General features: G+C 60.2%; 22 protein-coding genes and 1 pseudogene. 11 read left to right on the top strand and 12 right to left on the bottom strand.

The annotated features are described in order from the left end of the window. The first annotated feature begins 4 nt into the window (after positions 1 to 4). From MCB86_RS13155 to MCB86_RS13145, 3 genes are read left to right on the top strand one after another with little or no spacing between them, the layout of a single operon-like run. Positions 5 to 301, top strand: coding sequence for a DUF3649 domain-containing protein (locus MCB86_RS13155; protein ID WP_239611196.1), 297 nt, complete (start codon positions 5 to 7; stop codon positions 299 to 301). Further along, positions 298 to 1824 (top strand): PepSY-associated TM helix domain-containing protein, encoded by a 1527-nt coding sequence (locus MCB86_RS13150; RefSeq protein ID WP_239611195.1) that lies wholly within the window; start codon positions 298 to 300, stop codon positions 1822 to 1824. Before MCB86_RS13155 ends, MCB86_RS13150 begins: the two co-directional genes overlap by 4 nt. 2 nt (positions 1825 to 1826) lie before the next feature. Further along, on the top strand, positions 1827 to 2150 hold the full coding sequence (locus MCB86_RS13145; protein ID WP_239611194.1) for a DUF3325 domain-containing protein: 324 nt from the start codon (positions 1827 to 1829) through the stop codon (positions 2148 to 2150). A gap of 81 nt (positions 2151 to 2231) precedes the next feature. Here the strand turns inward: MCB86_RS13145 and MCB86_RS13140 are convergent, their stop codons facing one another. From MCB86_RS13140 to MCB86_RS13130, 3 genes are read right to left on the bottom strand one after another with little or no spacing between them, the layout of a single operon-like run. After that, positions 2232 to 2732 (bottom strand): LEA type 2 family protein, encoded by a 501-nt coding sequence (locus tag MCB86_RS13140; protein ID WP_239611193.1) that lies wholly within the window; start codon positions 2730 to 2732, stop codon positions 2232 to 2234. An 8-nt stretch (positions 2733 to 2740) separates the two neighbouring features. Then, positions 2741 to 3502: a slipin family protein gene (locus tag MCB86_RS13135; protein ID WP_045163923.1), complete on the bottom strand. Its 762-nt coding sequence runs from the start codon at positions 3500 to 3502 to the stop codon at positions 2741 to 2743. A 3-nt stretch (positions 3503 to 3505) separates the two neighbouring features. Further along, positions 3506 to 4885: a nodulation protein NfeD gene (locus tag MCB86_RS13130; RefSeq protein ID WP_239611192.1), complete on the bottom strand. Its 1380-nt coding sequence runs from the start codon at positions 4883 to 4885 to the stop codon at positions 3506 to 3508. Positions 4886 to 5095: 210 nt separating this feature from the next. On the opposite strand from MCB86_RS13130, the gene MCB86_RS13125 reads away from it, so the two are divergent. From MCB86_RS13125 to MCB86_RS13095, 7 genes and pseudogenes are all read left to right on the top strand, one after another. Next, positions 5096 to 5929 (top strand): MBL fold metallo-hydrolase, encoded by an 834-nt coding sequence (locus tag MCB86_RS13125; RefSeq protein ID WP_239611191.1) that lies wholly within the window; start codon positions 5096 to 5098, stop codon positions 5927 to 5929. Then, entirely contained in the window at positions 5929 to 6147 is a 219-nt protein-coding gene (locus MCB86_RS13120) for a hypothetical protein (RefSeq protein ID WP_045163920.1), read from the top strand. Before MCB86_RS13125 ends, MCB86_RS13120 begins: the two co-directional genes overlap by 1 nt. 201 nt (positions 6148 to 6348) lie before the next feature. Next, a complete protein-coding gene (locus tag MCB86_RS13115; RefSeq protein ID WP_003286662.1) occupies positions 6349 to 6507 on the top strand; it encodes a YqaE/Pmp3 family membrane protein in 159 nt (52 codons plus the stop codon). A 207-nt stretch (positions 6508 to 6714) separates the two neighbouring features. Continuing rightward, on the top strand, positions 6715 to 10224 hold the full coding sequence (locus MCB86_RS13110; RefSeq protein ID WP_239611190.1) for a response regulator: 3510 nt from the start codon (positions 6715 to 6717) through the stop codon (positions 10222 to 10224). 1 nt (position 10225) lies between these two features. Then, positions 10226 to 11044 carry a protein-glutamate O-methyltransferase CheR gene (locus tag MCB86_RS13105; RefSeq protein ID WP_045163918.1) on the top strand — a complete coding sequence of 273 codons (819 nt, stop codon included), beginning with the start codon at positions 10226 to 10228 and terminating at the stop codon, positions 11042 to 11044. Further along, a complete protein-coding gene (locus MCB86_RS13100) occupies positions 11041 to 11643 on the top strand; it encodes a chemotaxis protein CheB (RefSeq protein ID WP_239611189.1) in 603 nt (200 codons plus the stop codon). The genes MCB86_RS13105 and MCB86_RS13100 overlap by 4 nt, the downstream gene beginning before the upstream one ends. Positions 11644 to 11646: 3 nt before the next feature. Beyond that, positions 11647 to 12842 (top strand): annotated as a pseudogene (locus tag MCB86_RS13095) (hybrid sensor histidine kinase/response regulator). Positions 12843 to 12862: 20 nt separating this feature from the next. Here MCB86_RS13095 and MCB86_RS13090 read toward each other — a convergent pair. The 6 genes from MCB86_RS13090 to MCB86_RS13065 all read right to left on the bottom strand — a co-directional run bounded on the left by MCB86_RS13090 (position 12863) and on the right by MCB86_RS13065 (position 18275). Further along, positions 12863 to 13516, bottom strand: coding sequence for an HAD family hydrolase (locus MCB86_RS13090; protein ID WP_239611188.1), 654 nt, complete (start codon positions 13514 to 13516; stop codon positions 12863 to 12865). Then, entirely contained in the window at positions 13516 to 14517 is a 1002-nt protein-coding gene (locus tag MCB86_RS13085; protein ID WP_239611187.1) for an ABC transporter ATP-binding protein, read from the bottom strand. The genes MCB86_RS13090 and MCB86_RS13085 overlap by 1 nt, the downstream gene beginning before the upstream one ends. Positions 14518 to 14625: 108 nt before the next feature. Continuing rightward, a complete protein-coding gene (locus MCB86_RS13080) occupies positions 14626 to 15423 on the bottom strand; it encodes an ABC transporter permease (RefSeq protein WP_239611186.1) in 798 nt (265 codons plus the stop codon). Further along, positions 15410 to 16321 (bottom strand): ABC transporter permease subunit, encoded by a 912-nt coding sequence (locus MCB86_RS13075; protein ID WP_239611185.1) that lies wholly within the window; start codon positions 16319 to 16321, stop codon positions 15410 to 15412. The genes MCB86_RS13080 and MCB86_RS13075 overlap by 14 nt, the downstream gene beginning before the upstream one ends. Then, complete coding sequence (locus tag MCB86_RS13070; RefSeq protein ID WP_239611184.1) at positions 16318 to 17121, bottom strand: alkaline phosphatase family protein; 804 nt, start codon at positions 17119 to 17121, stop codon at positions 16318 to 16320. The genes MCB86_RS13075 and MCB86_RS13070 overlap by 4 nt, the downstream gene beginning before the upstream one ends. 95 nt (positions 17122 to 17216) lie before the next feature. Then, positions 17217 to 18275: an ABC transporter substrate-binding protein gene (locus MCB86_RS13065; protein ID WP_239611183.1), complete on the bottom strand. Its 1059-nt coding sequence runs from the start codon at positions 18273 to 18275 to the stop codon at positions 17217 to 17219. 349 nt (positions 18276 to 18624) lie between these two features. Between MCB86_RS13065 and MCB86_RS13060 the strand changes: the two genes are divergently transcribed. After that, complete coding sequence (locus MCB86_RS13060; protein WP_045163910.1) at positions 18625 to 19341, top strand: UTRA domain-containing protein; 717 nt, start codon at positions 18625 to 18627, stop codon at positions 19339 to 19341. 738 nt (positions 19342 to 20079) lie between these two features. Here MCB86_RS13060 and MCB86_RS13055 read toward each other — a convergent pair. The 3 genes from MCB86_RS13055 to MCB86_RS13045 all read right to left on the bottom strand — a co-directional run bounded on the left by MCB86_RS13055 (position 20080) and on the right by MCB86_RS13045 (position 25115). Then, a complete protein-coding gene (locus MCB86_RS13055; RefSeq protein WP_239611182.1) occupies positions 20080 to 20790 on the bottom strand; it encodes a hypothetical protein in 711 nt (236 codons plus the stop codon). A gap of 106 nt (positions 20791 to 20896) precedes the next feature. Further along, the gene (locus tag MCB86_RS13050; protein WP_239611181.1) at positions 20897 to 21670 is read right to left on the bottom strand and encodes a hypothetical protein; all 774 of its coding nucleotides are present in this window, start codon (positions 21668 to 21670) and stop codon (positions 20897 to 20899) included. 7 nt (positions 21671 to 21677) lie between these two features. Next, positions 21678 to 25115 carry a T6SS effector BTH_I2691 family protein gene (locus MCB86_RS13045; RefSeq protein ID WP_239611180.1) on the bottom strand — a complete coding sequence of 1146 codons (3438 nt, stop codon included), beginning with the start codon at positions 25113 to 25115 and terminating at the stop codon, positions 21678 to 21680. Positions 25116 to 25119: the final 4 nt, after the last annotated feature.

The following is a 25119-nucleotide window of genomic DNA, read 5'->3' as shown; positions in this document are numbered from 1 at the left end:
CGAGGTGAGTCGCAACGTATCCATAAACCGCTGGAACATCGCGTCGCGTGTGCTCGCGGCGCTGGTCGGCGGCTATGCGGTCGCCTACGCGGTGACCGCCTTTCTGGCGGTCTACCTGCCGCTGGCCCGGCCTGATCGTGTGGTGTTTTCCAGCCTCGCCAGCTTTGCCGTGTGGACGGCGGTGGTGATCTACGTGTTCGCCGCCCGCAGTGCCACGCGGGTATGGCTGTTGATCGTCGGCGTGACCGCGGTGCTGTGCCTGGCCGCGTTCTTTTCCGGCGACTGGAGGGTTCGTCCATGAAACTGCGCCAAAGCATGGCCGGCTTGCACACCTGGGGTGGACTGCTGCCGAGCTGGCTGCTGTTCGTGATCATCTTCGCCGGCACTGTGGCCTGCTTCGACAAAGAACTCACCCGCTGGATGCGCCCCGCGCTACATGATGGTGTGGTCTCGAGCCTGGGCGCGGACGATGTGCGCGGCTGGCTGCAGCAGAACGTCAGCGAAAAGCTCCACGCGTTCTGGATGCACGGCCCGACCGAGCGCGAGCCTTACTGGCGGCTCGGTTGGGAAGTCGATGGCAGCGAGACCTTCAACAACGTCGCCTTCGATCCGCGCGGTACGCAGGCCGTACCGATGCCGGAAACGGTCGGCGGCGAGTTCTTCTTCAAGCTGCACTACAACCTGCACGCCGGCGACATCGGCATGTACATCGTCGGCCTGGCCGGCATGTTCATGCTCGTCGCGCTGGTGTCGGGGGCGATCATCCACCGGCGCATCTTCAAAGACTTTTTCACCCTGCGGCCCAAGGCCAACGGCCAGCGTGCCTGGCTCGATGCGCACAACCTGTTCGGCGTGGTCGGTTTTCCATTCCATCTGGTACTGGCGTATACCGGTGTGGCGATCTTCGCCGCGACCTATATGCCGGCCGCCGCCCAGGTGAGCTATTCCGGCAATGTCATGCAGTACTTCAGTGAGGTGATGGGTAGCTTCGAGCGCGAAGAAGTGCACCAGCCGCCGGCTACCCCGGTGTCCCTCGACGCGCTAATCGCCGAATCGCGCCAGCAATGGGGCGGTGGCGAGGTGGGTTGGGTCAGCGTGCATCATCCCGATGATGCCTCGGCCGTGGTCGACGTCCGCCTTCGTGACCGTTCGCGTATCGGTTCGCCGCAAGACACCCTCAGCTATGACGCCGGCACCGGTGAGCTGCTCAACCGCCAGGACGCCTCCACCGGCTATCGCGCCTACCTCTGGCTGGCGGGGCTGCACATGGCGCAGTTCGGCGGCACGCTGGTGCGTCTGCTTTATCTGCTGATGGGGCTTGCCGGTTGCGCGATGCTGGTCGGCGGGCTGCAGGTCTGGCTGGCCAAACGCGAGCAGCGCGGTGATGCGAGTGTGGTCTGGGTGCGCGCATTGAACGCGTCGGTGTTCGCCGGTCTGCCGCTGGCCAGTCTGGCGCTGCTGTGGGGTAATCGCCTGATCCCGGCGACATTCGCCGAACGTGCCGTGGCCGAAGGCTGGGTGTTCGTCGGCGTCTGGTTGCTGGCTGTGCTCTGGGCCGTTCTGCGCCGCCATCAGAGCCGTCGCCTGCTGCGCGAGCAACTGCTGCTCGGCGCCGTGCTCGCGCTCGGCTTGCCGGTCGTCAACGCGCTGACCTCCGATGGTCATCTGATCGCCAGCGTCGGACGCGGTGACTGGGCCTTGGCGTCGGTCGATCTGTTCATGATCGTCGTGGGGCTGGTCTGTGCGGCCTGCGCCTGGCGCTTGAACACAACGCCGGTTGCCGCTGCGGCGCGCGGTCGGACCACTCGCGTGCAGGAGGCCTGACCATGCTGCTATTGGCTTTCGCAATGGCCTACCTGGGCATGACGCTGCTCTGCCTGGCCATGAACCGCCACCGTGGCGTGCTGTTGCGCGCCGATACGCATCTGCTGGGGATAAGGGGGCTGCGGACGCTGGCTGCGGGCTGCTTCGGCGTCGCTCTGTGGCTGTGCATCGCCAGCGAGGGCGGTGAGATGGGAGCGGTTGTCTGGTTTTGCCTGGTGATGCTGGCCGGCATCATGCTGGCGTTGCTGCTCGCCTGGCGGTCACGTTGGGTACTGCCTGTGGTGCCGCTATTGGCGGTCTGCGGCGTTTTGCTGGTGATGTACTAGCGCCGTACCCGGCACTCGTTGAAATCGGTTTCCTGCGTTTCATTCCGCTGGCAGCCGATTCCCCGAATGTCGGCAAATGACTCAAGGCCGGCGATAGGGCGAAGTTACCGCCGGTGACAGATCCAACGTGCCCTTCTCGACGAAGCGCTGCGTGCCGAACAACCCACCGGCCAGCTTGCCGCGCAGCACGTAGGGCACTTCGTTCATGCCGATGTTCTCGGCCAGCCCCAACGCTTGGCGCGCCGCCGAGAAGGCGGAAACCGTCACCGGCACGCTCAGCACGACTTCGCCGAAGCGCGGCACGCTGCCGCTCGCGTCGCTGACGCCGCTGGCCAGACGCCGGCCATTGACGTCCAGATCGAGCGCGACCCCGTTGTAATCGAGCGCCATGTCGTTGGGGTTCTGTATTCGCAGCTTGACCTCCATGCGCAGCTCCAGCCCTTCGCCCGGCAGGGGCTGGATGCCGGCGACCTGGACGTTCAGCGGATCGCGCTGGCCGAAGGCCGCGCAGCCGGCCAGGCTCAGTACCAATAGGAGCGTGGATAACAAAGAGACAGCGGGTATCGCTCGGTGTATGTGCATAAGGCGTTCTACTCGGATTTCCTAGTGAGGCTGCCCAGGCCCTGCAGCAGCTCCATGGGCAGCGGGAAGACGATCGTCGAGTTCTTGTCGCCTGCGATGTTGCTCAACGTCTGCATGTAGCGCAGCTGCATCGCACCGGGCTGGCGGCCGAGCATCTCGGCCGCCTGCATCAGTTTCTCCGATGCCTGCAATTCGCCCTCTGCATGAATGACCTTGGCGCGCCGCTCGCGTTCCGCTTCGGCCTGGCGCGCGATGGCGCGGATCATCGACTCGTCGAGGTCAACATGCTTGATCTCGACGTTGGCGACCTTGATCCCCCAGGCGTCGGTCTGGGCGTCGAGCACCTGCTGGATGTCGTTGTTGAGCTGCTCGCGCTCGGCCAGCATGTCGTCCAGATCATGCTTGCCCAACACCGCCCGCAGGGTGGTCTGGGCCAACTGACTGGTGGCCGAATGATAATCCTCGACCTGAATGATGGCTTTTTCGGCATCCAGTACCCGGTAATAGACCACGGCGTTGACCTTCACCGACACGTTATCGCGGGAGATCACGTCCTGGGTCGGTACGTCCAGTACCAGCGTGCGCAGATCGACCCGCACCATTTGTTGAATGCCTGGGATGACCAGAATCAGCCCGGGCCCTTTGACTCTCCAGAAGCGGCCCAGCTGGAATACCACGCCACGTTCGTATTCACGCAGGATACGAAAGGCTGATGCCAGCAATGCGATCAGTAGTACCAGCACCGCTATGAAGCTCATTTCAAAACCCATGATTCACCTCTTCTCGATGGGCGGCGCGTCGGCCGCAGTGACGTCCAGTTGCAACCCGCGTCTGGCCACGACGCGGACCTGCTGACCCAGGTGCAGGGGCGAGGGGCTCACCACCTGCCAGTGTTCGCCCTGCAGCTGCACCCAGCCGCAGGCGGGATCGTTCGTTTCGATTCGGGTCACCGGCGCCAGGCTGCCGACCAGCTCGGCGTCGCCACTGACCAGGCGTTGCCGACGTGCCTTGAGCGCCATGCTGACGATGGCGAACAGCAGCAGCGCACTGAGTGCTGCCAGCGTGCCGATCAAGGCCAGGGGAATACCGTAGCCCGGCACGTCGGTGTCGAACAGGATCACCGCGCCGGTGACGAAGGCGGCCACGCCACCCAGACCGAGCACGCCGAAACTGGGTATGAAGGCCTCGGCAACCATGAAGCCCAATCCCAGCAGAATCAGCGCCACGCCGGCGTAGTTCACCGGCAGCAGTTGCAGCGAGTACAACGCCAGCAGTAGGCAGATACCGCCGACCACACCGCCACCGCCGGTGCCCGGGTTGGAAAACTCGAATATCAGGCCGTAGATACCGATCATCATCAAGATCAGTGCCACGCTGGGGTTGGTGATCACTGCCAGCAGGCGCACTCGCCAGTCCGGATCGTAGCGGTCGAGCGTGGCGTTGGCGGTGTGCAGCGTTCGCTCTCCTGCACCGGTCCGAAGGGTCTTGCCATCGAGTTGGGCAAGCAGGTCCGAGAGATCGGTCGCCAAGTAGTCGACCACCGTGAGCTTCAGTGCTTCGTTGGCCGACAGGCTGACTGCTTCGCGCACCGCTTGCTCGGCCCACTCGGCGTTGCGTTCGCGCAATTGCGCCAGGCCGCGAATGTAAGCAGCGGCATCGTTGACCTGTTTGCGGCTCATGGCGTCGCCGTGCTCGGCCCCCGCTGGGGCCGCGTCGGGTTTTTTCTCGGGGGGCGCGCCCGGCGTGCCGCCAATCTGCACGGGCGTGGCAGCGCCGAGGTTGGTGCCCGGACTCATCGCGGCGACATGGCTGGCGTAGAGCATGTAGGTTCCGGCACTGGCCGCGCGCGCGCCGCTGGGCGTGACATGGGTGGCGATGGGCACGGGGCTGGCGAGAATTTCCTTGATGATCGCGCGCATCGAGCTGTCCAGGCCGCCCGGCGTGTCGAGCTGCAGCACCAACAGCTGCGCATTGGTTTGCGCTGCGCGCTGGATGCCCCTGATAAGGTAGTCGGCACTGGCCGGCCCGATGACCCCATCGACTCGCAGGACGGTGACTGGCGGTGCAGCCAGCGCCGTGCCGGTGCATCCCAGCCACGAGATCAGCAGCAGCGACAGCAGCCTAGCCAGGTGGTCGAAGCGGCGGTGGCGCATGGGCGTGATCCTCCGTGGGCGGCGATTGTCATGACAGTGATCGCGGCAGCACCAAAGAGGATAGTTCAGCTGGCGCGGGGCTCCTGTCGCGTAGCCGATCATTTACCGGCCGGATGGAAGCGGCCTGAACTCTATCGCGCTATCGGGCCTCACAATTCAGAAGGTCGTTGCGCACGAAATATCCTGTCGGCTCGCCATTGAGGAGTATCCATGCGTATTCATCATCTCAACTGTGGCTGCATGTGTCCGCTGGGTGGGCGCCTGTTTGACGGTTTCAGCCCTGGACTGACGGCCAGTCTGGTGTGCCACTGCCTGTTGATCGAGACCGAGCGGCACGGCCTGGTACTGGTCGATACCGGCTTCGGCAACTGCGATGTGTTGGAGCCGCGCAAGCGACTCAGTTCTTTCTTCATTGCGCTCAACAACATCAAGTTCGAGCGTCGTTTAACGGCACTGGAGCAGGTTCGCCAACTGGGCTTCGCCCCTGAAGATGTCCGCCACATTCTCCTGACTCACCTGGATTTCGATCACGCCGGCGGACTGGAGGATTTCCCTGAGGCGCAGGTTCATGTGTTGCAGCGGGAAATCGACGCGGCGCGTGGCACCCATAGTTTCATTGGTCACCAACGTTATCGTCAGCGCCAGTGGGACGCGGTGCGCAACTGGCAGTTCTATCAGCCGGGAGGCGACAGTTGGTTCGGCTTTCAGGCCGTCAGGGAGCTGCGCGGGCTTCCTCCGGAGATTCTGCTGATCCCGCTGACGGGGCACACACATGGACATGCGGGCGTCGCACTGCATACCGGCGACGGTTGGTTGCTGCACGCCGGCGACGCCTACTTCTACCGCGACGAAGTGGGCCAGAACGAGCGTCATTGCACGCCGGGACTGCGCTTGTATCAACGCATGATGGAGGTGGATCGTCCGGCGCGCCTGGCCAACCAGCATCGCCTCTGGACCTTGTCAATGGAGCACAAGGGTGAGGTAACGCTGTTCTGCAGCCACGATGCCAAAGAGTTCGAGCGCATGCATGCGGGAGGGCGCTGATGTCGCCGCAAGACGACCGCACCGGCGGGGCGGTGCGCGCCATGATGGGCTATGTCCGCTGGATCGGCCTGGTGGCCTGCTCGCTGGCCGGGCTGGGTTATCTGCTGGTGGGGCATTTCAATATGGCCGGTCTGATGCTCGCGTTGGCGGTGCTGTCGTGGATCAACATCCGGCGCAAGCGCGGTGCGCGACCCGGCTCACCCCCGGCCGACCATTAGCGGGCCGATGGCGAATGCGCGCGCGGCGATACAGACGCGCCACCGGTTTCGACGCCTGCTGCCTGCCTGTCCGCTTCGGTCGCCGCTTAATTCGGCGCCTTTATTGGCCGGTTGGCACGCCAATGCCAAAGGAACCCCCAGGGTTCGATCGGGTCGATTCACAGTAGGCGTTAAGCCAGAACCAGACCTTAGGGGACCATGATGGACCTGATCCGAATCATCTTCGCGATACTGCTGCCTCCGCTGGGGGTGTTTCTACAAGTCGGCTTCGCGGGCGCCTTCTGGCTGAATATCCTGCTGACCCTGCTGGGTTACATCCCGGGGATCATTCACGCAGTGTGGATCATCGCGCGACGCTGAGTCGGACGTTGGTACAAAGCCCGGCCATTCAGCCGGGCTTTTTGTGCTTGTAAGCGGGGCGGTGTAAAGTCCACGGTCGACCGCGTGCGTGAGGCTATCTCACGCGAATCACTTTGAACTTGACGGGATCGGAGCGTTCGTTTCTGCGACGCAGCTCCCGCGCTGCCGTGGGTCACTGCCGCTGCGCAGCACCTGGGAAGGAACCAGATGGGCAACTCTTTCATCGATCAGAACCACTTCAGGCGCATCCTCAACCGCAACGTGGCGGTTCCCCTCGGGTTCGGTTTCCTCAGTGCGTTTTTTTTCAGCGTCATCGTCTATTTCCTGTTGAACGTCAGTCATTGGGTAGAGCGCTCGGTGCTGGGTGTGTCCTACGCCCATGAGATGCTGAAATCGATCGGCGAGCTGGAAGCCTCGATGCGCGGCTATCTCGTGGCCGGCGAGGAGATTTTTCTCGAGCCCTACCGCAGCGAATTACCGGCATTCGGAGACCAGCTCCGGAAGATCAGGCGATACGCAGAAGATGATCCGGTGCAGCTGGGACGTATCAAACGCGTCGAGGAGCTGCATGACCAGTGGGTCGGGTTCGCCGAGGAGGCGATCACCCGTCGCGCGCGGAACGAGCCGGTCTTGGACTACGTGCGAAGCCAGCGCGGACTGGAACTCAAGCGAGAGCAGCGGAGACTGCTCAACGATTTCATCGCCTATGAACGACAGGTTCGCGCCGAACGCACCGATACCGCAGAGTTGGTCACCACCGCGCTGATCGGCGGTTTTCTGCTGTTTAGCCTGATATTCAGCGGTCTGCTGGTTTACTTCGGGCGGCGCGATCTGCTCAGCCTGTCGGATAGCTATGCGCAATCGCTCGAGCAACAGCAGGCGCATGCCGCGGCGTTGGAACAGCAGGCCTGGTATCGCACCGGCCAGACGCTGCTCAGCGAGTCGATGCTCGGCGAGCAAGGGTTGACGACCCTGGGGCAGAACATTCTCAGTTTTCTCGCACGCTACCTCGACGTGGCCGTCGGGGCGCTTTACGTCGTTCAGGACGGCAAGCTGCAGCGGATCGCGGAGTTCGGCTGGGACAAGGACAAGCTGTACAGCGATCGCACCCTGGTGCTCGGCGAGGGGTTGGTGGGGCAGGTGGCGCTGGAACGTCGGATGATGGGCCTGGACAGCTTGCCGGCTGGGTACCTGAAGGTCAGCTCGGCGCTGGGCAGCACCGATGCCAGGTCCGTGCTGATCGCTCCGGTGGAAGACAGCGGCATGCTCAATGCGGTGTTGGAGATTGGTTTCCTGCGGCCGTTGCGAGATGACGACAACGAGTTGCTGCGGCGCGTCAGCGGCAGCATCGGCTCGGCCATCGAAGCCGCGCGCTATCGTCAGCGGCTGCAGCGAGCCCTGGCCGAAACCCAGCAGCTCAACGAGGAGTTGCAGGTGCAGCAGGAAGAACTGCGCGCCGCCAATGAGGAACTCGAAGAACAATCGAGCGCGTTACGCGAATCGCAAGCACACATGGAAGAACAGCAGGCCGAGCTGGAACAGACCAACGAGCAGCTCGCCGAGCAGGCTCTGGAGCTTGCGCGGCAGCGTGACGAGATGGATCTGAAGAATCAGCGTCTGCATGAAGTCCAGCTGATGCTTGAGGAACGTGCTGACGAATTGCAACGCGCCAGCCGTTACAAGTCGGAATTCCTGGCCAACATGTCCCATGAATTACGTACGCCGCTGAACAGCTCGCTGATTCTCGCCAAGCTGCTGGCCGACAACCCCGAAGGCAACCTGCGCGACGACCAGGTGCAGTTCGCCCGTTCCATCTACTCGGCCGGCAACGATCTGCTCAACCTGATCAACGATATCCTCGATATCGCCAAGGTCGAGGCCGGCAAGCTCGACGTGCGTCCTGAGCTGGTCATCCTGGCGCGAATGGTCGACGGGCTGAAGAGTCTGTTCCTCGCCCAGGCGCTGGACAAATCGCTGCAGTTCGACGTCGAGCTGGGCGATGGCCTGCCGGCCAGCCTCTATACCGATCGTCAGCGGCTCGAACAGGTGCTCAAGAACCTGATGGCGAATGCCTTCAAATTCACCGAAAAAGGCTCGGTCACCCTGCGCGTGACGCGGCATGACGATCGTCAGCTCGCCTTCGCCGTGCAGGATTCAGGTATCGGTATCGCCAAGGACCAGCAGGCGGTGATCTTCGAAGCGTTCCGCCAGGCGGACGGCACCACCAATCGGCGTTACGGTGGGACCGGCCTGGGGTTGTCGATTTCCCGCGAGCTGGCTCAACTGCTGGGCGGCACCATCGAAGTGCACAGCGAACCAGGCGCCGGCAGCGTGTTTACCCTGATCGTCCCGGAGCACTACAGCGAGCCCGTTGCCGATGAGTCAACGACGCGGTTGCCGCCTCCGTCTCTGCCGGAGTCGACCGCCGCTGCGGCCCAGCCCCAGTCCACAGCGCTGGCGGCCGCACCGGCATGGCTAGGCGAACCGTCGGTACCGACGCTGGCTGACGATCGCAACAGAGCACCGTTCAGCGAGCGCTCGGTGCTGGTCATCGAAGACGATCCGCATTTTGCCTGCATCCTGCGCGACCTCGCACACGAGCTGAAGTACAACTGCCTGATCGCGCAAAGCGCCGATGCCGGTTTCGACACCGCCGTGGAGTATCGCCCCGATGCCATCCTGCTGGACATGCGACTGCCCGACCATTCCGGCCTGACCGTGCTCGAGCGTCTCAAGGAAGATCCCATCACCCGGCATATCCCGGTGCATATCGTCTCCGTCGAGGACCGCAAGGAGGCTGCCCTGCAAATGGGGGCGATCGGCTACGCGGTCAAGCCGACCAGCCGAGACGATCTCAAGCAGGTCTTCAGCCGGCTGGACGCGAAGTTGGCGCAGAAAGTGAAGCGCATCCTGTTGGTCGAGGACGATGCCCGGCAGCGCGAAAGCGTGTCGCGGCTGATCGAGGACATCGACGTCGAAATCACCGCGGTGGAATTCGGCGAGCAGGCCCTTGAGCTGCTGCGCTCCACCGTTTTCGACTGCATGATCATCGACCTCAAGCTGCCTGACATGGATGGTTACGAGCTGCTCGAACGCATGGCACGCGAGGAAATCTGTTCTTTTCCACCGGTCATCGTCTACACCGGGCGCAACCTGACGCGCGACGAGGAAGCCGCGCTGATGAAGTATTCGCGCTCGATCATCATCAAGGGTGCGCGCTCGCCGGAGCGGCTGCTCGACGAGGTCACGCTGTTCCTGCACAAGGTCGAGTCGGACATGCCACCAGAGCGGCAGAAGATGCTCAAGAGCGTGCGCAGCCGTGAAAAAGCCTTCGAGGGCCGCAAGATCCTGGTGGTCGATGATGACGTGCGCAACGTCTTCGCGCTGACCAGTGCGCTGGAGCAGAAGGGTGCGCTGATCGAGATCGCCCGCAACGGTCACGAAGCCATCGCGCAGTTGCAGAGCGTCGATGACATCGACCTGGTGCTGATGGACATCATGATGCCCGAGATGGACGGCTTCACTGCTATGCAGGAAATCCGCAAGGATTCGCGCTTTGCCAAGCTGCCGATGATCGCGGTGACCGCCAAGGCCATGAAGGACGACCAGGACCGTTGCCTGGTCGCCGGTGCCAATGATTACCTGGCCAAACCCATCGATCTCGATCGCCTGTTCTCGTTGATTCGCGTCTGGTTGCCTAAAGTGGAGCTGCTGTGACATGCCCGAACGCTCCCAGGCCATCGAGCTGAAGCTGCTGATCGATGCGATCTATCTGCGCTACAGCTACGACTTCCGCGATTATTCCGGCGCCTCACTCAAGCGCCGGATACTCTTGGCGCTGAAGCAAATGCGCTGCGATAGCATTTCGGAGCTGCAGCACAGAATCCTCTATGATCCGCAGACGTTCATGGAGCTGCTGCAATTTCTCACCATCCCGGTGAGCGAGATGTTTCGCGATCCGAGTTATTTCCTGGCGCTGCGCGAGCATGTGGTGCCGGTGCTGCGTACCTATCCGTCGTTGAAGATCTGGATCGCAGGTTGCAGCACTGGGGAAGAGGTCTACTCGATGGCGATCCTGCTCAAGGAAGAGGGCTTGCTCGAGCGCACCATTCTCTACGCTACCGATATCAATCCGCGTTCGCTGGAGCAGGCGCGCCGGGGTATTTTCGATATCGGCGACATGCGTCAGTACACCGAGAACTACCAGCGTGCCGGGGGCAAACACAGCCTCAGTAGCTACTACACTGCAGCCTATGATTCGGCGATCATGGATAAGTCATTGAAAGAAAAGGTGACTTTTGCCGATCATAGCCTGGCGACGGACAGTGTGTTTGCCGAAACCCAACTGGTTTCCTGCCGCAATGTCCTGATCTACTTCAACAAACCATTGCAGGATCGGGCCTTTGGCCTGTTTCACGATTCTCTGTGTCACCGCGGTTTTCTCGGGCTGGGCAGCAAGGAAACCGTGGAGTTCTCCGGCTACGCTGGACGCTACGAAGCGTTCGACAAGCAGGAAAGGATCTTCCGTAAGCTATGAAACTCAGGGTCATCGACACTTCAACCAATCCCCTGGTCCGGCGCATCGATGCCGTGGTGATCGGCGCCTCCGCGGGTGGTCTGGCCGCGTTGAGTATGTTGGTCGAAGGACTGACGAGCGATCTGCGCCAGCCGCTGTTGATGGTCCAACACGTGCCGCCGAGCGGGCCGACTCAATTGGCTGAAATCTTCCGGCGAAAGACGGCACTGCGGGTCAAGGAAGCGGATGACAAAGAAGTGGTGCGCGGTGGGACCCTGTACTTCGCGGCGCCTGGTTACCATTTGCTGGTCGAAGCGGATCTGTCCCTGTCGCTCAGCCAGGACGATGCGGTTCATTTTTCTCGTCCCTCGATCGACGTGCTGTTCGAGTCGGCCGCCGATGCCTGGGGCGATCGCGTCGCCGGCATCCTGCTGACCGGCGCCAATGAAGATGGCGCTGCCGGCCTGGAGGCGATCAGGCGCTCCGGCGGCGTCACCATCGTTCAGGATCCCGAGGAAGCCGAGGTTCCGACCATGCCGCTTTCCGCACTCCAGCGCTTTGCGCCGGATTACATCTTGCCCTTGCGCGATATCCATAATTTGTTGCGCGAACTGGAGTGACCCATGCCTGACCACACCGATGAAGCGAACCTGCTGATCGTCGATGATTTGCCGGAAAACCTGCTGGCGCTGGATGCCATTCTCAGAGTCCGGGCGTTCGCGTTCATCAGGCTGAATCGGCGGAGCAAGCGCTCGAGCTGCTGTTGCAGCATGAGTTCGCGTTGGCCATTCTCGACGTCCAGATGCCTGGCATGGACGGCTTCCAGCTGGCAGAGCTGATGCGTGGTACTGAGCGCACCAAGCACATCCCCATCGTTTTCGTCAGCGCCGCGGGTCGCGAATTGAATTACGCCTTCAAGGGCTACGAGAGCGGTGCGGTGGATTTCATGCACAAGCCCCTCGATACCCATGCGGTGCGCAGCAAGGTCAGCGTGTTCGTCGATCTCTATCGCAATCGCAAGCGAATGGCGCGTCAACTCGAAGCGCTCGAGCTCAGCCGCCGGGAGCAGGAGGTGCTGCTCAACGAACTGCGCAGCACCAAAGCTGAACTGGAAGACGCGGTGCGCATGCGCGATGACTTCATGTCGATCGTTTCCCATGAGCTGAAAACGCCGCTTAACACGCTGATTCTCGAGGTCCAACTGCGCAAGCTGCAGCTTGGCCGAAACAATCTCGCTGCCTTCACTGAAGACAAGCTGCGGCAGATGGTCGACAAGGACGAGCGGCAGATTCAAAGCCTGATCCGCCTGATCGACGACATGCTCGATGTGTCACGGATCCGCACCGGAAAGCTGTCGATCCGCCCCAGCCGCGTCGATCTGGGCAAGCTGACCGCCAGCGTCGTGGAGAACTTCGCGCCGCAAATGGAGGCCAGCGGCTGCACGCTGCTGTTCCAGCGCCCGGAGCCGATCATCGGAGTTTGGGACGAGTTTCGTATCGAGCAGGTGCTGGCGAACCTCCTGACCAATGCGATGCGCTACGGTGCAGGCAAGCCGGTGCAGGTCAACGTTAGCGCCAGCCCGACGACTGCCTGTATTGAAGTGCGCGACCAGGGCATCGGCATCAGCCAGAACAGTCTCGAACGAATCTTCTGCCAGTTCGAGCGCGCCGAAGGCAGCGAGAGCAGTGCCGGGCTCGGGCTTGGATTGTTCATCGCCGAGCAGATCGTCAAGGCGCACGACGGTCGCATTCAAGTGGAAAGCGAAGAGGGCAAAGGCGCGCTGTTTCGCGTCCTGCTGCCGCTGAACGCCGAGGCCTGAGGCGGCCCCGGCCGGCGCTTTCAGCGCCAGGTTAGTTGCGGCCAGCCCCTGGCCTCGGCTTGCTCGCGCAGCAGCGGGTCGGGGTTCACTACGTAGGGATGCGCCACCTGCTCGAGCAGCGGCAGGTCGTTGATCGAGTCGGAGTAAAAATGCGCGCCGTCCAGCGATTCGCCGGCCGCGTCGGCCCACTCGCGTAGCCGTGCCACCTTGCCCTCACGGTAAGTCAGAACCCCCCGTGTATTGCCGCTGTAGGAGCCGTGCTGCTCCTCCAGTTGGATCGCCAGCATCTCGTCGATACCGAGCCGTTCGGCGACGGCTCCGACGAGAAATTCCGCTGAAGCGGATATCACCAGAATGCGGTCACCGGCTTTGCGATGCTCGGCGATATGGCGCATAGCATCGCTGTAGATCAGCGGTTCGATCACGTCCTCGACGAACGGCCCGACCACATGGGCGACCTCTTCGGCGGTGCGGCCCACCAGCGGTGCCAGGCTGAACGCCATGTAGTCCTCCATCGCCAGCCGGCCGAACGCGTACTCGGCCATCAATTCGGCGTCCTTGCGCAGGAAGGATTCAGCGTCCACCCAGCCGATCTTGGCCATTTCCTGCGACCAGAGGCTGGCGCAGTCGCCGTCTATCAACGTTTCGTCCAGGTCGAATATCGCCAGTGCCATCAAGCCACCTCGTGAATTGCGGAAGCGTCGATGGTAAGGCCTACCTGGCGACCGTGGGGATGAAGATCGGAGGCGGAGCGATTGAGCACGTCCACCAATAGCTCGACGCCACGCGCTTCGACCCGATAGCGGATCACATTGCCGAGCAGACTGTGGCTTCTGATCACGGCCGCGATCCCGTCGCTACCCTCGGCTGCATTGACGAGAGCGATGGCCTCCGGGCGGATCGCCACCTGAGCATTGATCGGACGCTGCAGTAGTCGTGAGGCCACGTCTGCCGCGAGCAGGTTGTAGTTACCGATGAAGCCCGCCGCAAAGGCATCCACCGGTGATGTGTAGAGCGTCTCGGCGTCGGCGCTCTGGACGATCCGCCCGGCGTTCATCAACAGGATGCGATCCGAGAGGGTCAACGCTTCTTCCTGATCGTGGGTGACGAAGATGGTAGTCAGCCCCAACTCTTTCTGAATTGCACGGATCTGTTCACGCAGATGCTTACGGATGCGCGCATCGAGCGCCGACAAGGGTTCGTCGAGCAGCAGTAGGCGAGGACGTGTGACCAATGAGCGTGCCAGTGCCACACGCTGGCATTGCCCGCCCGAGAGCTGGCTGGGGTAGCGTCGGGCAAACTCGCCGAGCTCGACCATTGCCAACACCTCGTTTACCCGCCGGGCGCTTTCGTCTCTGGCGACCTTCTGCATGCGCAGGCCGAAAGCGACGTTCTGCTCGACCGTCATGTTGGGGAACAGCGCGTAGCTCTGGAACACCATGCCGATCTGGCGCTTCTGCGGTGAAAGCGGCACCAGATCCTCCCCGTCCAGCAGGATCTGTCCGCCGTCGACTTCGGTGAGCCCAGCGATGCAGCGCAGCAGCGTGGACTTGCCGCAGCCAGACGGACCGAGCATCGTGATCAGCTCGCCCTTGGCGACTTCGCAATCGATATCGCTGAAGACCTGGGTGTCGCCAAAGGCTTTGTGCAGGCTGCGGATGGAAAGGTAACTCATGGGATGTTCCTGTCTAAAAAGCCGCTGCAGTGGTCAAGATGGATCGGGTGGCGTTCCGCGTCAGCCCACGGCTCTACGAAGCCGTCGTGCCGGGCGTTTCGTAAATCGTCAGGACCTGTCTCGGTTCAGCCGGGTCGCCGCCCAAGTGAACACCAGCACGAAGAAAAAGTAGGAAATCACCAGCGCACTGTTGAAGTGGCCGCTGCTGTTTTTCATGTTGTTCAGGTACACCTGTAGGGTTTCGTAGCGCGTGCCCACCAGCAGATTGGCGAACACGAATTCGCCGAACAGAAACGAGAACGACAGGAACAGCGATACCATCAGTCCCTTGCGCAGGTTTGGCAGCACGACAAGGAACGCCGCCTGCCAGGTGCTGGCGCCAAGCAGGTGGGCGGCGTCCATCAGGTCGCGCAGGTTGATCGCCTGCAGGTTGTTGCTGATGGCGCGGTACATGAACGGCAGCGCGATGGTGAAGTAGGCGCCGATCAGGATCCAGGGTGTGCCGACCATCGCCAGCGGCCCCGAGCCATAAAGCTGCAGCAGCCCGACCGAGGACACTACCGGCGGCACCGCGAAGGGCAGCAGGATCAGGATGTTCATTAGCCCGTCGAGCTGCGGGAAGTGGTAGTGCACCACGAACAGCAAGGGCAAGATCAGCACCACGGCCAGCGCCAGCGCACCGAAGCAGACCAGCAACGACTGACCGAAGGCACGCAGGAAGCGCTCGTCGCTCCACAACTGCAGGTACCAGTCGATGGTCAGGCCATCGGGCAGGATGGTCGCCGACCAGCTACTCGATATCGAATAGAGGAAGGTCGCGGCCAAGGGCAGCAGCAGGATCAGGAACAACAGCCAGACCACCACGCGGTGGTAAAGCAGGCCGCGCCGGGCTTCAGCGGCTCGCATGGTAGCTCCTCTTAAGCAGCAGTTGGTGCGCCACGGTGATCACTGCCATCAGTTCCACCAGCACCATCGCCAGGGCGCTGGCCATATTCGGGTCCAAAGAGATATCGCCGGAAATCATCGCGGCGATACGGATCGGCAACACGTTGAAGTTGCCGGTGGTGAGGTAATAGACGGTGGCGTAGGCGCCGAGCGCGTTGGCCAGCAGGATGACGAAGGTGCCGAGCAGCGCGGGCGTCAGGACCGGCAGGCCGATGTAACGCCAGTAGCTCCAGGTGCCGGCTCCGAGCAAGGAGGCCGATTCGCGCCAGTCTTCGCGCAGCGCGTCGAACGCCGGGTAGAGCAGCAACACGCCCAGCGGAATCTGGAAATAGGTGTAGAGCACGATCAGGCCGGTCTTGGAGTAGAGATTGAAGTCCTCGATGATTCCGGCCTGCTTCAGCAGGATCGTCAGCGCTCCGTTGAAGCCGAGCAGGATGACGAAGGCGAACGCCAGCGGTACGCCGGCGAAGTTGCTGGTCATGTTGGAGAAAGCCATGACGAAGTCGCGCAGTTTCGAGTCAACCTGGCGCAGCGAGTAGCTGCCGAGAATGGCGATGACGATACCGAACAGGCTGGACCAGAAGGCGATCTGCAGGCTGTGCTTGATGGCTTGAAGATAGAACTTCGAGCCAAAGATCTTTTGAAAATTGGCCAGGCCCCAGCCTTCAGGTGTGTTCAGGCTGTGGACCGTCACCCACAGCAGCGGGGAGATCTGGAAGGCGAAGAAGAACAGCGCGAAGGGCAGCAGGCAGAGCAGCGCCAGATGCTTGCCGCGCGCTGGTCTGCGGCCGACCGTGGTCGGAGCAGCATGTTCGCGAATGGCCGCGGTCTTGAGGTTGTTCTCAAGCGGCGCGGTCATTTCAGCAGCTCCCGGCATGCCGGCTTGTCATGCGACACGCCGAGCAGTTCGCACAGGGTGCCGCACAGCTCGGTCTGTTTCGGTCGGGCACCCGGATCGAGGCTGAATGCCGAACCCAGTACGAACAGCGGCACCTCACGTTCTTCCGGCAGCAGGCCGTTGTGGGAGCGATCGCTGTTCATGCCGTGGTCGGCGGTGATCAGCACCTGATAGCCATCATCCAGCCAGCGTTGCAGATACTCGGCCAGCAGAACATCAGCGCGGCGCGCGGCGTTGCGGTATTGAGGCGAATCCAGGCCGTGCTTGTGACCGGCGTCGTCGATGTTCATCGGGTGCACCAGCAGGAAGTCGGGGCTGAGCCGCAGCCGTAGGCTTTCCGCGTCGGCAAACAGGTGCGAATCCGGATAGTGATCTTCGTAATAGAAATGGCCGTGCTGTATGGGTAGCTCCGGGGTCTCGCTGTGACGGTCGCGTGCTGCATGAAATGGTGCGCGGTTGTACAGCTCGCTGACCCAATGGTAAGCCGCAGCCGCTGTGATCAATCCGGCATCACGGGCGTAGCGGAAAACGCTGCGCTCGGTGGATAGCCGCACCACATCGTTGTGCACGATGCCGCTCTCGATGGGCGGAACGCCGGTAAGAATGCACTCGTAGAGCGGTCGGGACAGCGCCGGCAGTTCGCATTCCAACCGGTACAAGGCGCCCCGCCCGGCCATGCACCAGGCATGCAAGTGTCCCATGGCATGTTCGGCCACCGAATAGCTCAGGCCGTCGAGGATCACGAGGATGGCTTTGCTCATGGGACGTTCCTGTTAACGGCGATCCGTAGACCTATAGGGTGGGCCGGGCGGCGTTCCGCTTTAGCCCAGCCCTCTCGGGGCCGGTGGGCGAGCCGTCACTCCATTTCGATGATCACGCTTTCCTGCCACTGCTGCGGCAGCGCCTTGGATGTTGCTTCCCAGGCTTCGGCGTTCTCGATGGGTTTGACCTTGGCGTACTGCTCGTTCGGCAGCAGCTTGGCCTGCACCTCGGCCGGCAACGTCAGATGCTCGGCCCGAATAGGTCGCGCATTGCCCTTGGCCAGATTGATCTGCCCTGCGTCGGAGAGGATGTACTCGCGCGCCAGCTTGGCTGCGTTGGGGTGCTTGGCGTACTTGTTGATGATGGTGGTATAGCCGGAGATCACCGAGCCATCGGATGGGATCAACACTTCGAAGCGGCTTGGGTCGATCTGGTCGCGGTAGGACAGGCCATTGAAGTCCCAGACCACGCCCACTTCCACTTCGCCGCGCTCCAGCGTCTGGATGGTCGGGTTCGACAAGGACAGGCGGCCCTGCTTGGCGATCTCGGCAAAATAGTCCAGGCCCGGCTGGATATTCGTCTCGTCGCCGCCGTTGGCGATGGCAGCCGCCAGCACGCCATTCACCGCCTGCGCGGCGGCACTGACGTCACCGATGGCGACCTTGTACTCGCCATCTTTGAGCTCGGCCCAGGAGGTTGGCGCCTTGTCGACCAGCTGCTTGTTGATGATGAAGGCGATCGAACCGGTGTAGGCCAGCATCCAGTGACCGTCCTTGTCCTTTGCCCAGTCCGGGATCTGCTCCCAGGTGCTCGGCTTATATGGCTGGGTAACGCCCTGCTGCACGGCGATCGGCCCGAACGCCGCGCCGACGTCGCCGATGTCGGCGGTGGCGTTGTCTTTCTCAGCGGCGAACTTGGCGATCTCCTGGGCCGAACTCATGTCGGTGTCCATGTGCTTGAGGCCGTACGTCTTCTCCAGGTCCTGCCAAGTGTCTTTCCAGTTGGCCCAGCTGTCCGGCATGCCGACGCTGTTGACCTCAGCTTCCGCGCGAGCCGCCTCTTCGAGGCCTTTCAGGTCCGTTTGTGCAGCGTTCGCCGATGTCGCCAGGGCGATCGCTGATCCCAGCAGTGAAGCCAGCAGCAGTCGTTTCATCAGAAGCTCCTTTCGCAGGTTGGTCTAGGTCAGCAAGACTGAAGCCAATCTAGGGGGTGCAAATGACATTTTGATGTCGATGCCTCCGCCGCCGCCTCTTGGGGGCGACACCGCGACAGGAGTGCCGTAGCAAGCCTAGCTCAGGCTGGGAACCTTGCGTGGCGTGGCTCTATCGAAATCCGCCGATACGCTTGGAAGGGCCAAAAACAACCGTTGTGGGACCCGCTTTCCGTACCAATGTCACGCGGTAGTCATTTGGCTTGCCTAACCTGCAAAGCGTTTGCGGCTGAAAAATGCGAGAGCAAGCGCTCTGTTCTAGTGCTGGACTAGTCCAGTTGAGGAGAAAGTGATGCGTGACGAGGCACCGCGGGCGGTTACGGCAATCTGTCGGTCCTTGCAGGAGCAGATCGCCCACGGATTGCTGCAGCCTGGCGGGCAACTGCCATCCGAGCGCAAACTCAGCGAGCTCTTCGATACCACGCGCATCACGCTGCGAGAGGCGCTGGGCCAGCTCGAGTCGCAGGGTTTGATCTATCGGGAGGATCGCCGTGGCTGGTTCGTTTCACCGCCTCGGATCGCCTACAACCCGCTGGTGCGTAGCCACTTCCACGCCATGGTCCATGAGCAGGGTAGGCTCCCGGCAACCGAGATATTGTCCGCCCGGTTGGTGCCCGCCGCAGCGGAAATTTGCGCCCGACTGGGATTGCCTGCGCTGTCCGGCGTCATCCAGATCCGCCGCGCCCGACGCATCGATGGTCGTCTGGTGCTCTACGTCGAACACTATCTGAACCCCAGCTACTTCCCAGGCATCCTCGACTATGATCTGACCTGCTCGCTAACCGAGCTGTATGCCAGCGAATATGGCATCCACTACGGCCGCGTCCGCTTCGACATGGTCCCCACCGCCCTGCACCCCGAAGCCGCCACGACCCTGCGCACCGCCCCCGGCAGCCCCGCCCTGCGCATCACCCGCCTCAACCGCGACCAGCATGATCGGTTGATCGATTGCGATGTGGAGTACTGGCGGCATGATGCGATTCATGTGTGTGTGGAAGTGCCGGAGTGAAGGCGAATGCCGATTCGCTGGTCTGTCTCGCTGGGCTCGATATCGGCGCGCTGTTGGGAAGGGCATCGGAGTCATTTCCCTTGGGAATGGCATGGAGGTGCCGGCCTTCTGGCTACGGTCTTCTCCAGATCCACGACGGTCGCTGGCGGTGCTGGCGTAGTAGCTATCGCTCATGTTCGTTTTCTGATCTTGCGGCAGGTCCGTTAATCGACGTACGCCACATGTTGCGCCATCAGCTGGCGTATTGAAATAGAGCTCCAGGGCGTTGGGCCAGGGTCGCTGGGCCACGGGCCTGGTGACGGAGCCGACCCGCGAGCTCTCGACGTTGCCGCCGTGGCTGGAGGTCGAGTGGTGGTGCGCAGGCGAACCTCGCTCTTGAGGTTGAGGCTACCCAGTTGCGCGACAGCCCCGGCAGGTTGCTCTCGATACGCACCAGGGTGGTGGCGCTGCGGATGCTATGCGGCAATGCCGCATTTGCATCCAACTTGGCCCCGCTATAGCAACGCATGTTGATTAACATGTTTCCATCGTTGGTGGTCTGGAAGTTCGATGGGTTGGTTCCAGGGGAGAGCCTGGATAAATCTGTTCAAGGTACTGCTCATAAGCAATCATTCACTCGTATGTGGCACCTGCAAGGGGCGTAAGCACGTATTTTGTGAAGAGAGCAAAATAGGTAGTATTGGATTTGAAACTAGAATTGCAGCACTGAGACGTTCTCTTCTTTTAGGGGGAATTCTTTTAGCTGTTCACGGATGAGAGTGACGTGTTTATCGAAGTTGCGTTTGCCGAGAAAATATAGAACGGCCAATCCACATATTCATTTGAGTACGGGCTAAGCCAAGGTGCCTCAAGGGAAATTATTTTCTTAGGTCGGTCCAGCGTGATATTTTTGAACTCGCTCCATTGATACTCATACGTATGGTAACTTGTGTGTAATTCTTTTAATTGCTTTGAGTTAGCTAGGCCTAGATAAAGCAAGCCCATGCCGCCAGGCCCAGCGAGTGCTACCCAAAAGGCCGATGGGTCAAGTGCGACAATGAATAGAACGGCGATAGCAGCAATAACCGTCAGCCATTTCAAGGCGATCATCCAGCCTTTACCTGGCGCTTTCCACTCGCAGACCTCTATGCCCCTCTGGGTAAATCGGTAAGCGAACTTTGTTTTTTGATGTGTTGTGCCGTAAATGGCAGCCATGGTTAATATATAAAACGGTATTCCTATTGCTATGGATTTTGAAGAGTTAGGGTTAAAGATCTCGCCCATCCACCCAAAGAATATAGTGGTGAATAGGAAGAGGAAAATAAACATGCCATTTGCAACTGTTGTGTTATAAGGCCTTGCCTTGATTTTCCACTCTAGCACCGCATGCTGATTAGTATGTTTCCATTGATGGTGGTCTGGAAGTTCGATGGGCTGGTTCCAGGGGAGAGCCTGGATAATTTTGTTCAACGTACTGCTCATAAGCAATCATTCACTCGTATGGGCACCTACAAAGGGAACAGCCAGGTGTTTTGTGAGAATAGCGCCATATCGGTATTGGATTTCTATTGATTTTTTAAAACTGTAAGACCTCTATTTTTTTACGTGTGTGGGGGGTGTCTGTATTTTTTGAAAGTATGATTTCAGCAGTGGTTTCAAAACCTTTTTTTTGACAGAAAATATATGTCCACCACGGCAGTGTCTTGTTGAGATTCTCGTTGAGCCACTCATATTCCAAGCTGATTAGGTGACGTGATTTGTCTATGTAAATGTGCTTTATTTCGTCCCAGGTAAATACATTGTGTCTGTAGAGACTGTGCATTTCTTGGAATTGCTTTGAGTTAGCTAGGCCTAGATAAAGCAAGCCCATGCCGCCAGGCCCGGCGAGTGCTACCCAAAAGGCCGATGGGTCAAGTGCGACAACGAATAGAACGGCGATAGCGGCGATAATCGTCAGCCATTTCAAGGCGATCATCCAGCCTTTACCTGGTGCTTTCCACTCGCAGAGTTCTATACCTGTTTCGGTCAGGCGATAAGCGAATTTTGTTTTTTGATGCGTTGTGCCATATAAAGCTAAGAAGAAAAGAAAAAAACCTGGTACTGCAATAAAGGTAGTTTCAATTAGCTCGAAGCTTGCATTTTTATAGAGTAAAAAGTAACTAAAGATTAGAGTTGTGCATAATAGGAAGGCAAACATCCCATTGGCGACGGTTGTGTTGTAAGGGCGCGCCTTGATCCTCCATTCCAGTAAGGCACGTTGGTTGGCGTGCTTCCACTGGTGGTGTGCTGGAAGCTCGATGGGCTGATTCCAGGGAAGAGCCTGTAAGAATTTTCTCAATGTACTGCTCATAAATAAATCATTTACTCGTATGTGGTACCTGCAAGGAGAGCAAGCGGGTGCTTTGTGAAGAGAGAACCATATCGCTATTGGGTTCCTTGCTGAGCGCATCGCTTTTCAGATTCGCCTCGGAGGATGAGCTGCCTATATCCACGCGGAACATATAGCCTTGGCCGTTAGTGCTTTCCAGAATTTGCTCCGGGTAGCGAACTTCCAGCTCCAGCATGGGGGAGCGCTGGTAAGCAACCCAGGTTTGCCAGAGGCGGTGCTGTGTGCCCTCGGGGTAGAGGGTGTCGCCTGGCAGCGGTCCGCTGGGACGCTGCGCGGGAGGTTGACCAAATTGGTCGATGGGCGCCCAGTAGCCTTCGAGGAACTGGTCGTAGAACTTGTCTGCCATGCCTTGCATCAGGCTATCGGAAAACCAGCCGCTGTCGACCATGGCCGGTTGCAGTTTTACGGTTGTTCCCGCCAGTTCGGACGGTAGCAGGAGCTGTAGCCAGAAACCGGTATAGATGCGTGGGCCACGCCCGTAGTATGGCAAGGTGGAGGCGCGAGCCGCCAGGCTGGGGCGTAGGCAGATTTCCTTCAGGGTGCGCAGTTCCTCCTTATGATGCTCGTCACTGTGTGTCCAGGTGGGGGATTTGCCCCAACTGCTGCGATACAGCCAGAGCCGTAGACCCTCGCGCTTGTATTGGTTGGCGATCATGCTGGCGATCAGGTAGATCACGCCAAGTAACGCGATGATGATGGTCACCGGGTTGGACATGACCCAGGCAAAACCGAACCAGAAGCCCAAAGCACTGCCAACTAGTTGGACGCCAGCTACTGACGACATAAATATCAATGCAACCAGTTTTGTGCTTTGAGCATATTTCTCTTCAGGGCTGGTTGCGTTGCTAACATCTTTGGAAACCTGCCAGGCCTCTACCCCCGCGGCGATAGCGCCGAATGCTGCCATACCCATAGTACGTAAGACGAGCTGCCGAGCCAGCAATGAGGCTTCAACTTCACCCGTTTTAAGCCAAGCCCTTACACCTGCTTTTGCAAGTTGAGTGGTATTTCGGCCAATTGTTTTTTCAAGCTTGGCCCATTTGTTCCACGCCGGCACCGTCCAGAGTGCCATCAGTGCGTTGGCGGTATAGGCGGCATTGGCGCCGACCGTGCGCAGCTCATCCTCACTGAAAATGCCATCATTGCGTGCCTTGTCCAGGCTATTGATAAAGTTCCAGACATTCAGCCCTGCGACCAGCACAGGCAGGCTGCCGCCGAGCTCCTGGTTCATCCACTGACGGCTGCGGGCTGCATAGCTTGCCGAGTTTTTTGCTTTGAGCTGCAACTGATCGAGCAGCTCTGACTGGCCCAGTGTCGCAAGCCACATGGCTACTTGGCGGGTTTGTACCTTGGTGATCCTGGTTTCGGTGACGACGCTACCGATTACCTCATTAGGCCGTTGCAGGTTCAGCGTCTCGCGCTTTTGTTCCAGCCCGAGCAACTGTATGCGCGCCGAGCGTTTGTCGGGGCCTTTACCGGGTAGAGAAAGAGTGCGTTGCAGGCCCTTGATGTTCTTTTCGAGCTGGGCAACCTGCATCTGCCATTGACGGTTCTTCTTCGCGAACTCGGCATCCAGAATCAAACGCGTCTGCGTGGAGATTTCCGTAGAGACCAAGACCTGGGTGACGCTGAAGGCAAAGATTCGAACCTTGGGCGCAAATTTCGTGCTCAAGGCCGGCAACAGAACAAAGGCCATCAGGTTCCAGCTGTCCTTGGCTTTTTGCCCCACTACGTTGCGCAAGGTCTCGAAGGCATGCTTGCCGGGTTCGGAAAGGTCCTTGTACAGGTTGCTGGCTTGTACGCTCGGCAGGTCAAGTACCGATTTCACCTCGTTGGCACGGCTGACTTCGCTAGTGATGTCGGAGAGTCCGCCGTGAGCCTGGCCGCTACCGTCGCCCTGCCGACCTTGGTTGTCGATGGTGCCGTAGGTGGTGAAATTGGCGGAGATCTTGTCGATCAGCGCGGAAAGCTCGGCGCTGAAATTGAACAGCGCCAGGCCTGCCAGCGTAGTGGGTTTGCCGTACTGCTCGCAGAGCCATTGCTTGCCCGTGTCGCTCGCGCCCAACTGCTCGTACAGATTGGCCATGGTGTCCAGCAGATCGGTCGATTGCTGAGGATGGCAGGGGTCATAGAAAACCTCTTCCGCTTTCGGACTGAGGCTTTTCAGCCAGGCGAGCAGGTCGCTTTCGCTGCGTTGGATGTGGGTATTGAGGCGCTCCATTTCATCGGCGCGCTCTTGCAGATAACTCCAGGCCTCATCGAAGCGAACGTCCTCGCGCCAGGTCTTTTTCTGCTGCCATTCCTCTACCAGTGCGCGCCATTTAGGCCCCGACGGTGGGTTACCCCAATTCGTGCGAAATTGCTGTTGAACCCGCTGCACTTGCAGCGATTTGAGTGTCAGGGTCGCGTCACTGCCGCCGTGATTGAGTAGCTGCGCTTCGCTATCGAGCAGGCTGTGAGCGTCTTTGATGAAAGCTTGCTTGCGGCTTGGGTTAGTCGATACCGATTTGGGCATGAAGGGGTCTAGTTTGACGCCGCAAAGCCCCTGAATGAGCGTAGCGCTATTGATCTTGTTGGCGTGCTGTTTGTCTGCTGCTGCCAGTTCCAGCCAGCGGCCCTGCAGATTCATGGCCAGGTCATCGACGATGGCCATGGGATCGTCCAGAGCAACGAAGAGGGCACTGTCCTGATCGGGTACGCTGCCGAGTATGAGAGCCTGGTCGATCGGCTTTTTGCAGGGGCGGGACGTATCATCGTTGTTCGCTGCTACAAGACAGCTCTTGAAGGTCGGGGCTTCTCCTCCTGCCAGGATATCGGCGACCGCGCTGCCTATTTCGCGGATAGGAGCGGCATGTGCTGCCTGCATCTGGGTACAGTATTGCGGCAAGTCCAGTGCGCGCATCCAGCGCTTTTGCTCCTGGGGGTTGCTGCGCATTTTTTTGCACAGGCGCCAGGTCCACTGCACGGGGGCGTAGGCAATGAGTAGGCGGCTGCGCTTTGGGTAAAGCAGATAAGGTTGGCTGTCACCGGGGTTGTTTCGCTCATCCTTGCCCAGCTGTGCACTACCCCATTGATGGCGGATGAATTGGTGGCCCTTCACCTGATATTCGTGAAGGGTGCGATCAGTTTCATTCCACACATAAAGCCAGCCGTCACGGAGCTGACGCAGGGTATAACTACGCGTCTTGAGCTTCGGCAGGTTGCTGCTGGACCAGCCTTTTGGCAGCGGGTTTGGACCTTGGGCACTGCCGCGTGCCGGTGACTCATCTATCGCATAGCGAACGGGATGGATTGCAATTTCACCCGCTTTCAACGGGCACTGACCGTTCGCATTGGCGGGCTTGTCCTCGAAGGCCTGATTGCGTTTGGCTTGTTGCAGCGTTTTGTCGGAAGTTGTCGTGCTCATGGAA

The sequence above is a fragment of the Pseudomonas sp. KSR10 genome (assembly GCF_022355455.1).
Classification (GTDB): domain Bacteria; phylum Pseudomonadota; class Gammaproteobacteria; order Pseudomonadales; family Pseudomonadaceae; genus Stutzerimonas; species Stutzerimonas stutzeri_E.
Note: the sequence above shows the minus strand (reverse complement) of the source record. Positions and strands in the feature narration are given on the sequence as shown.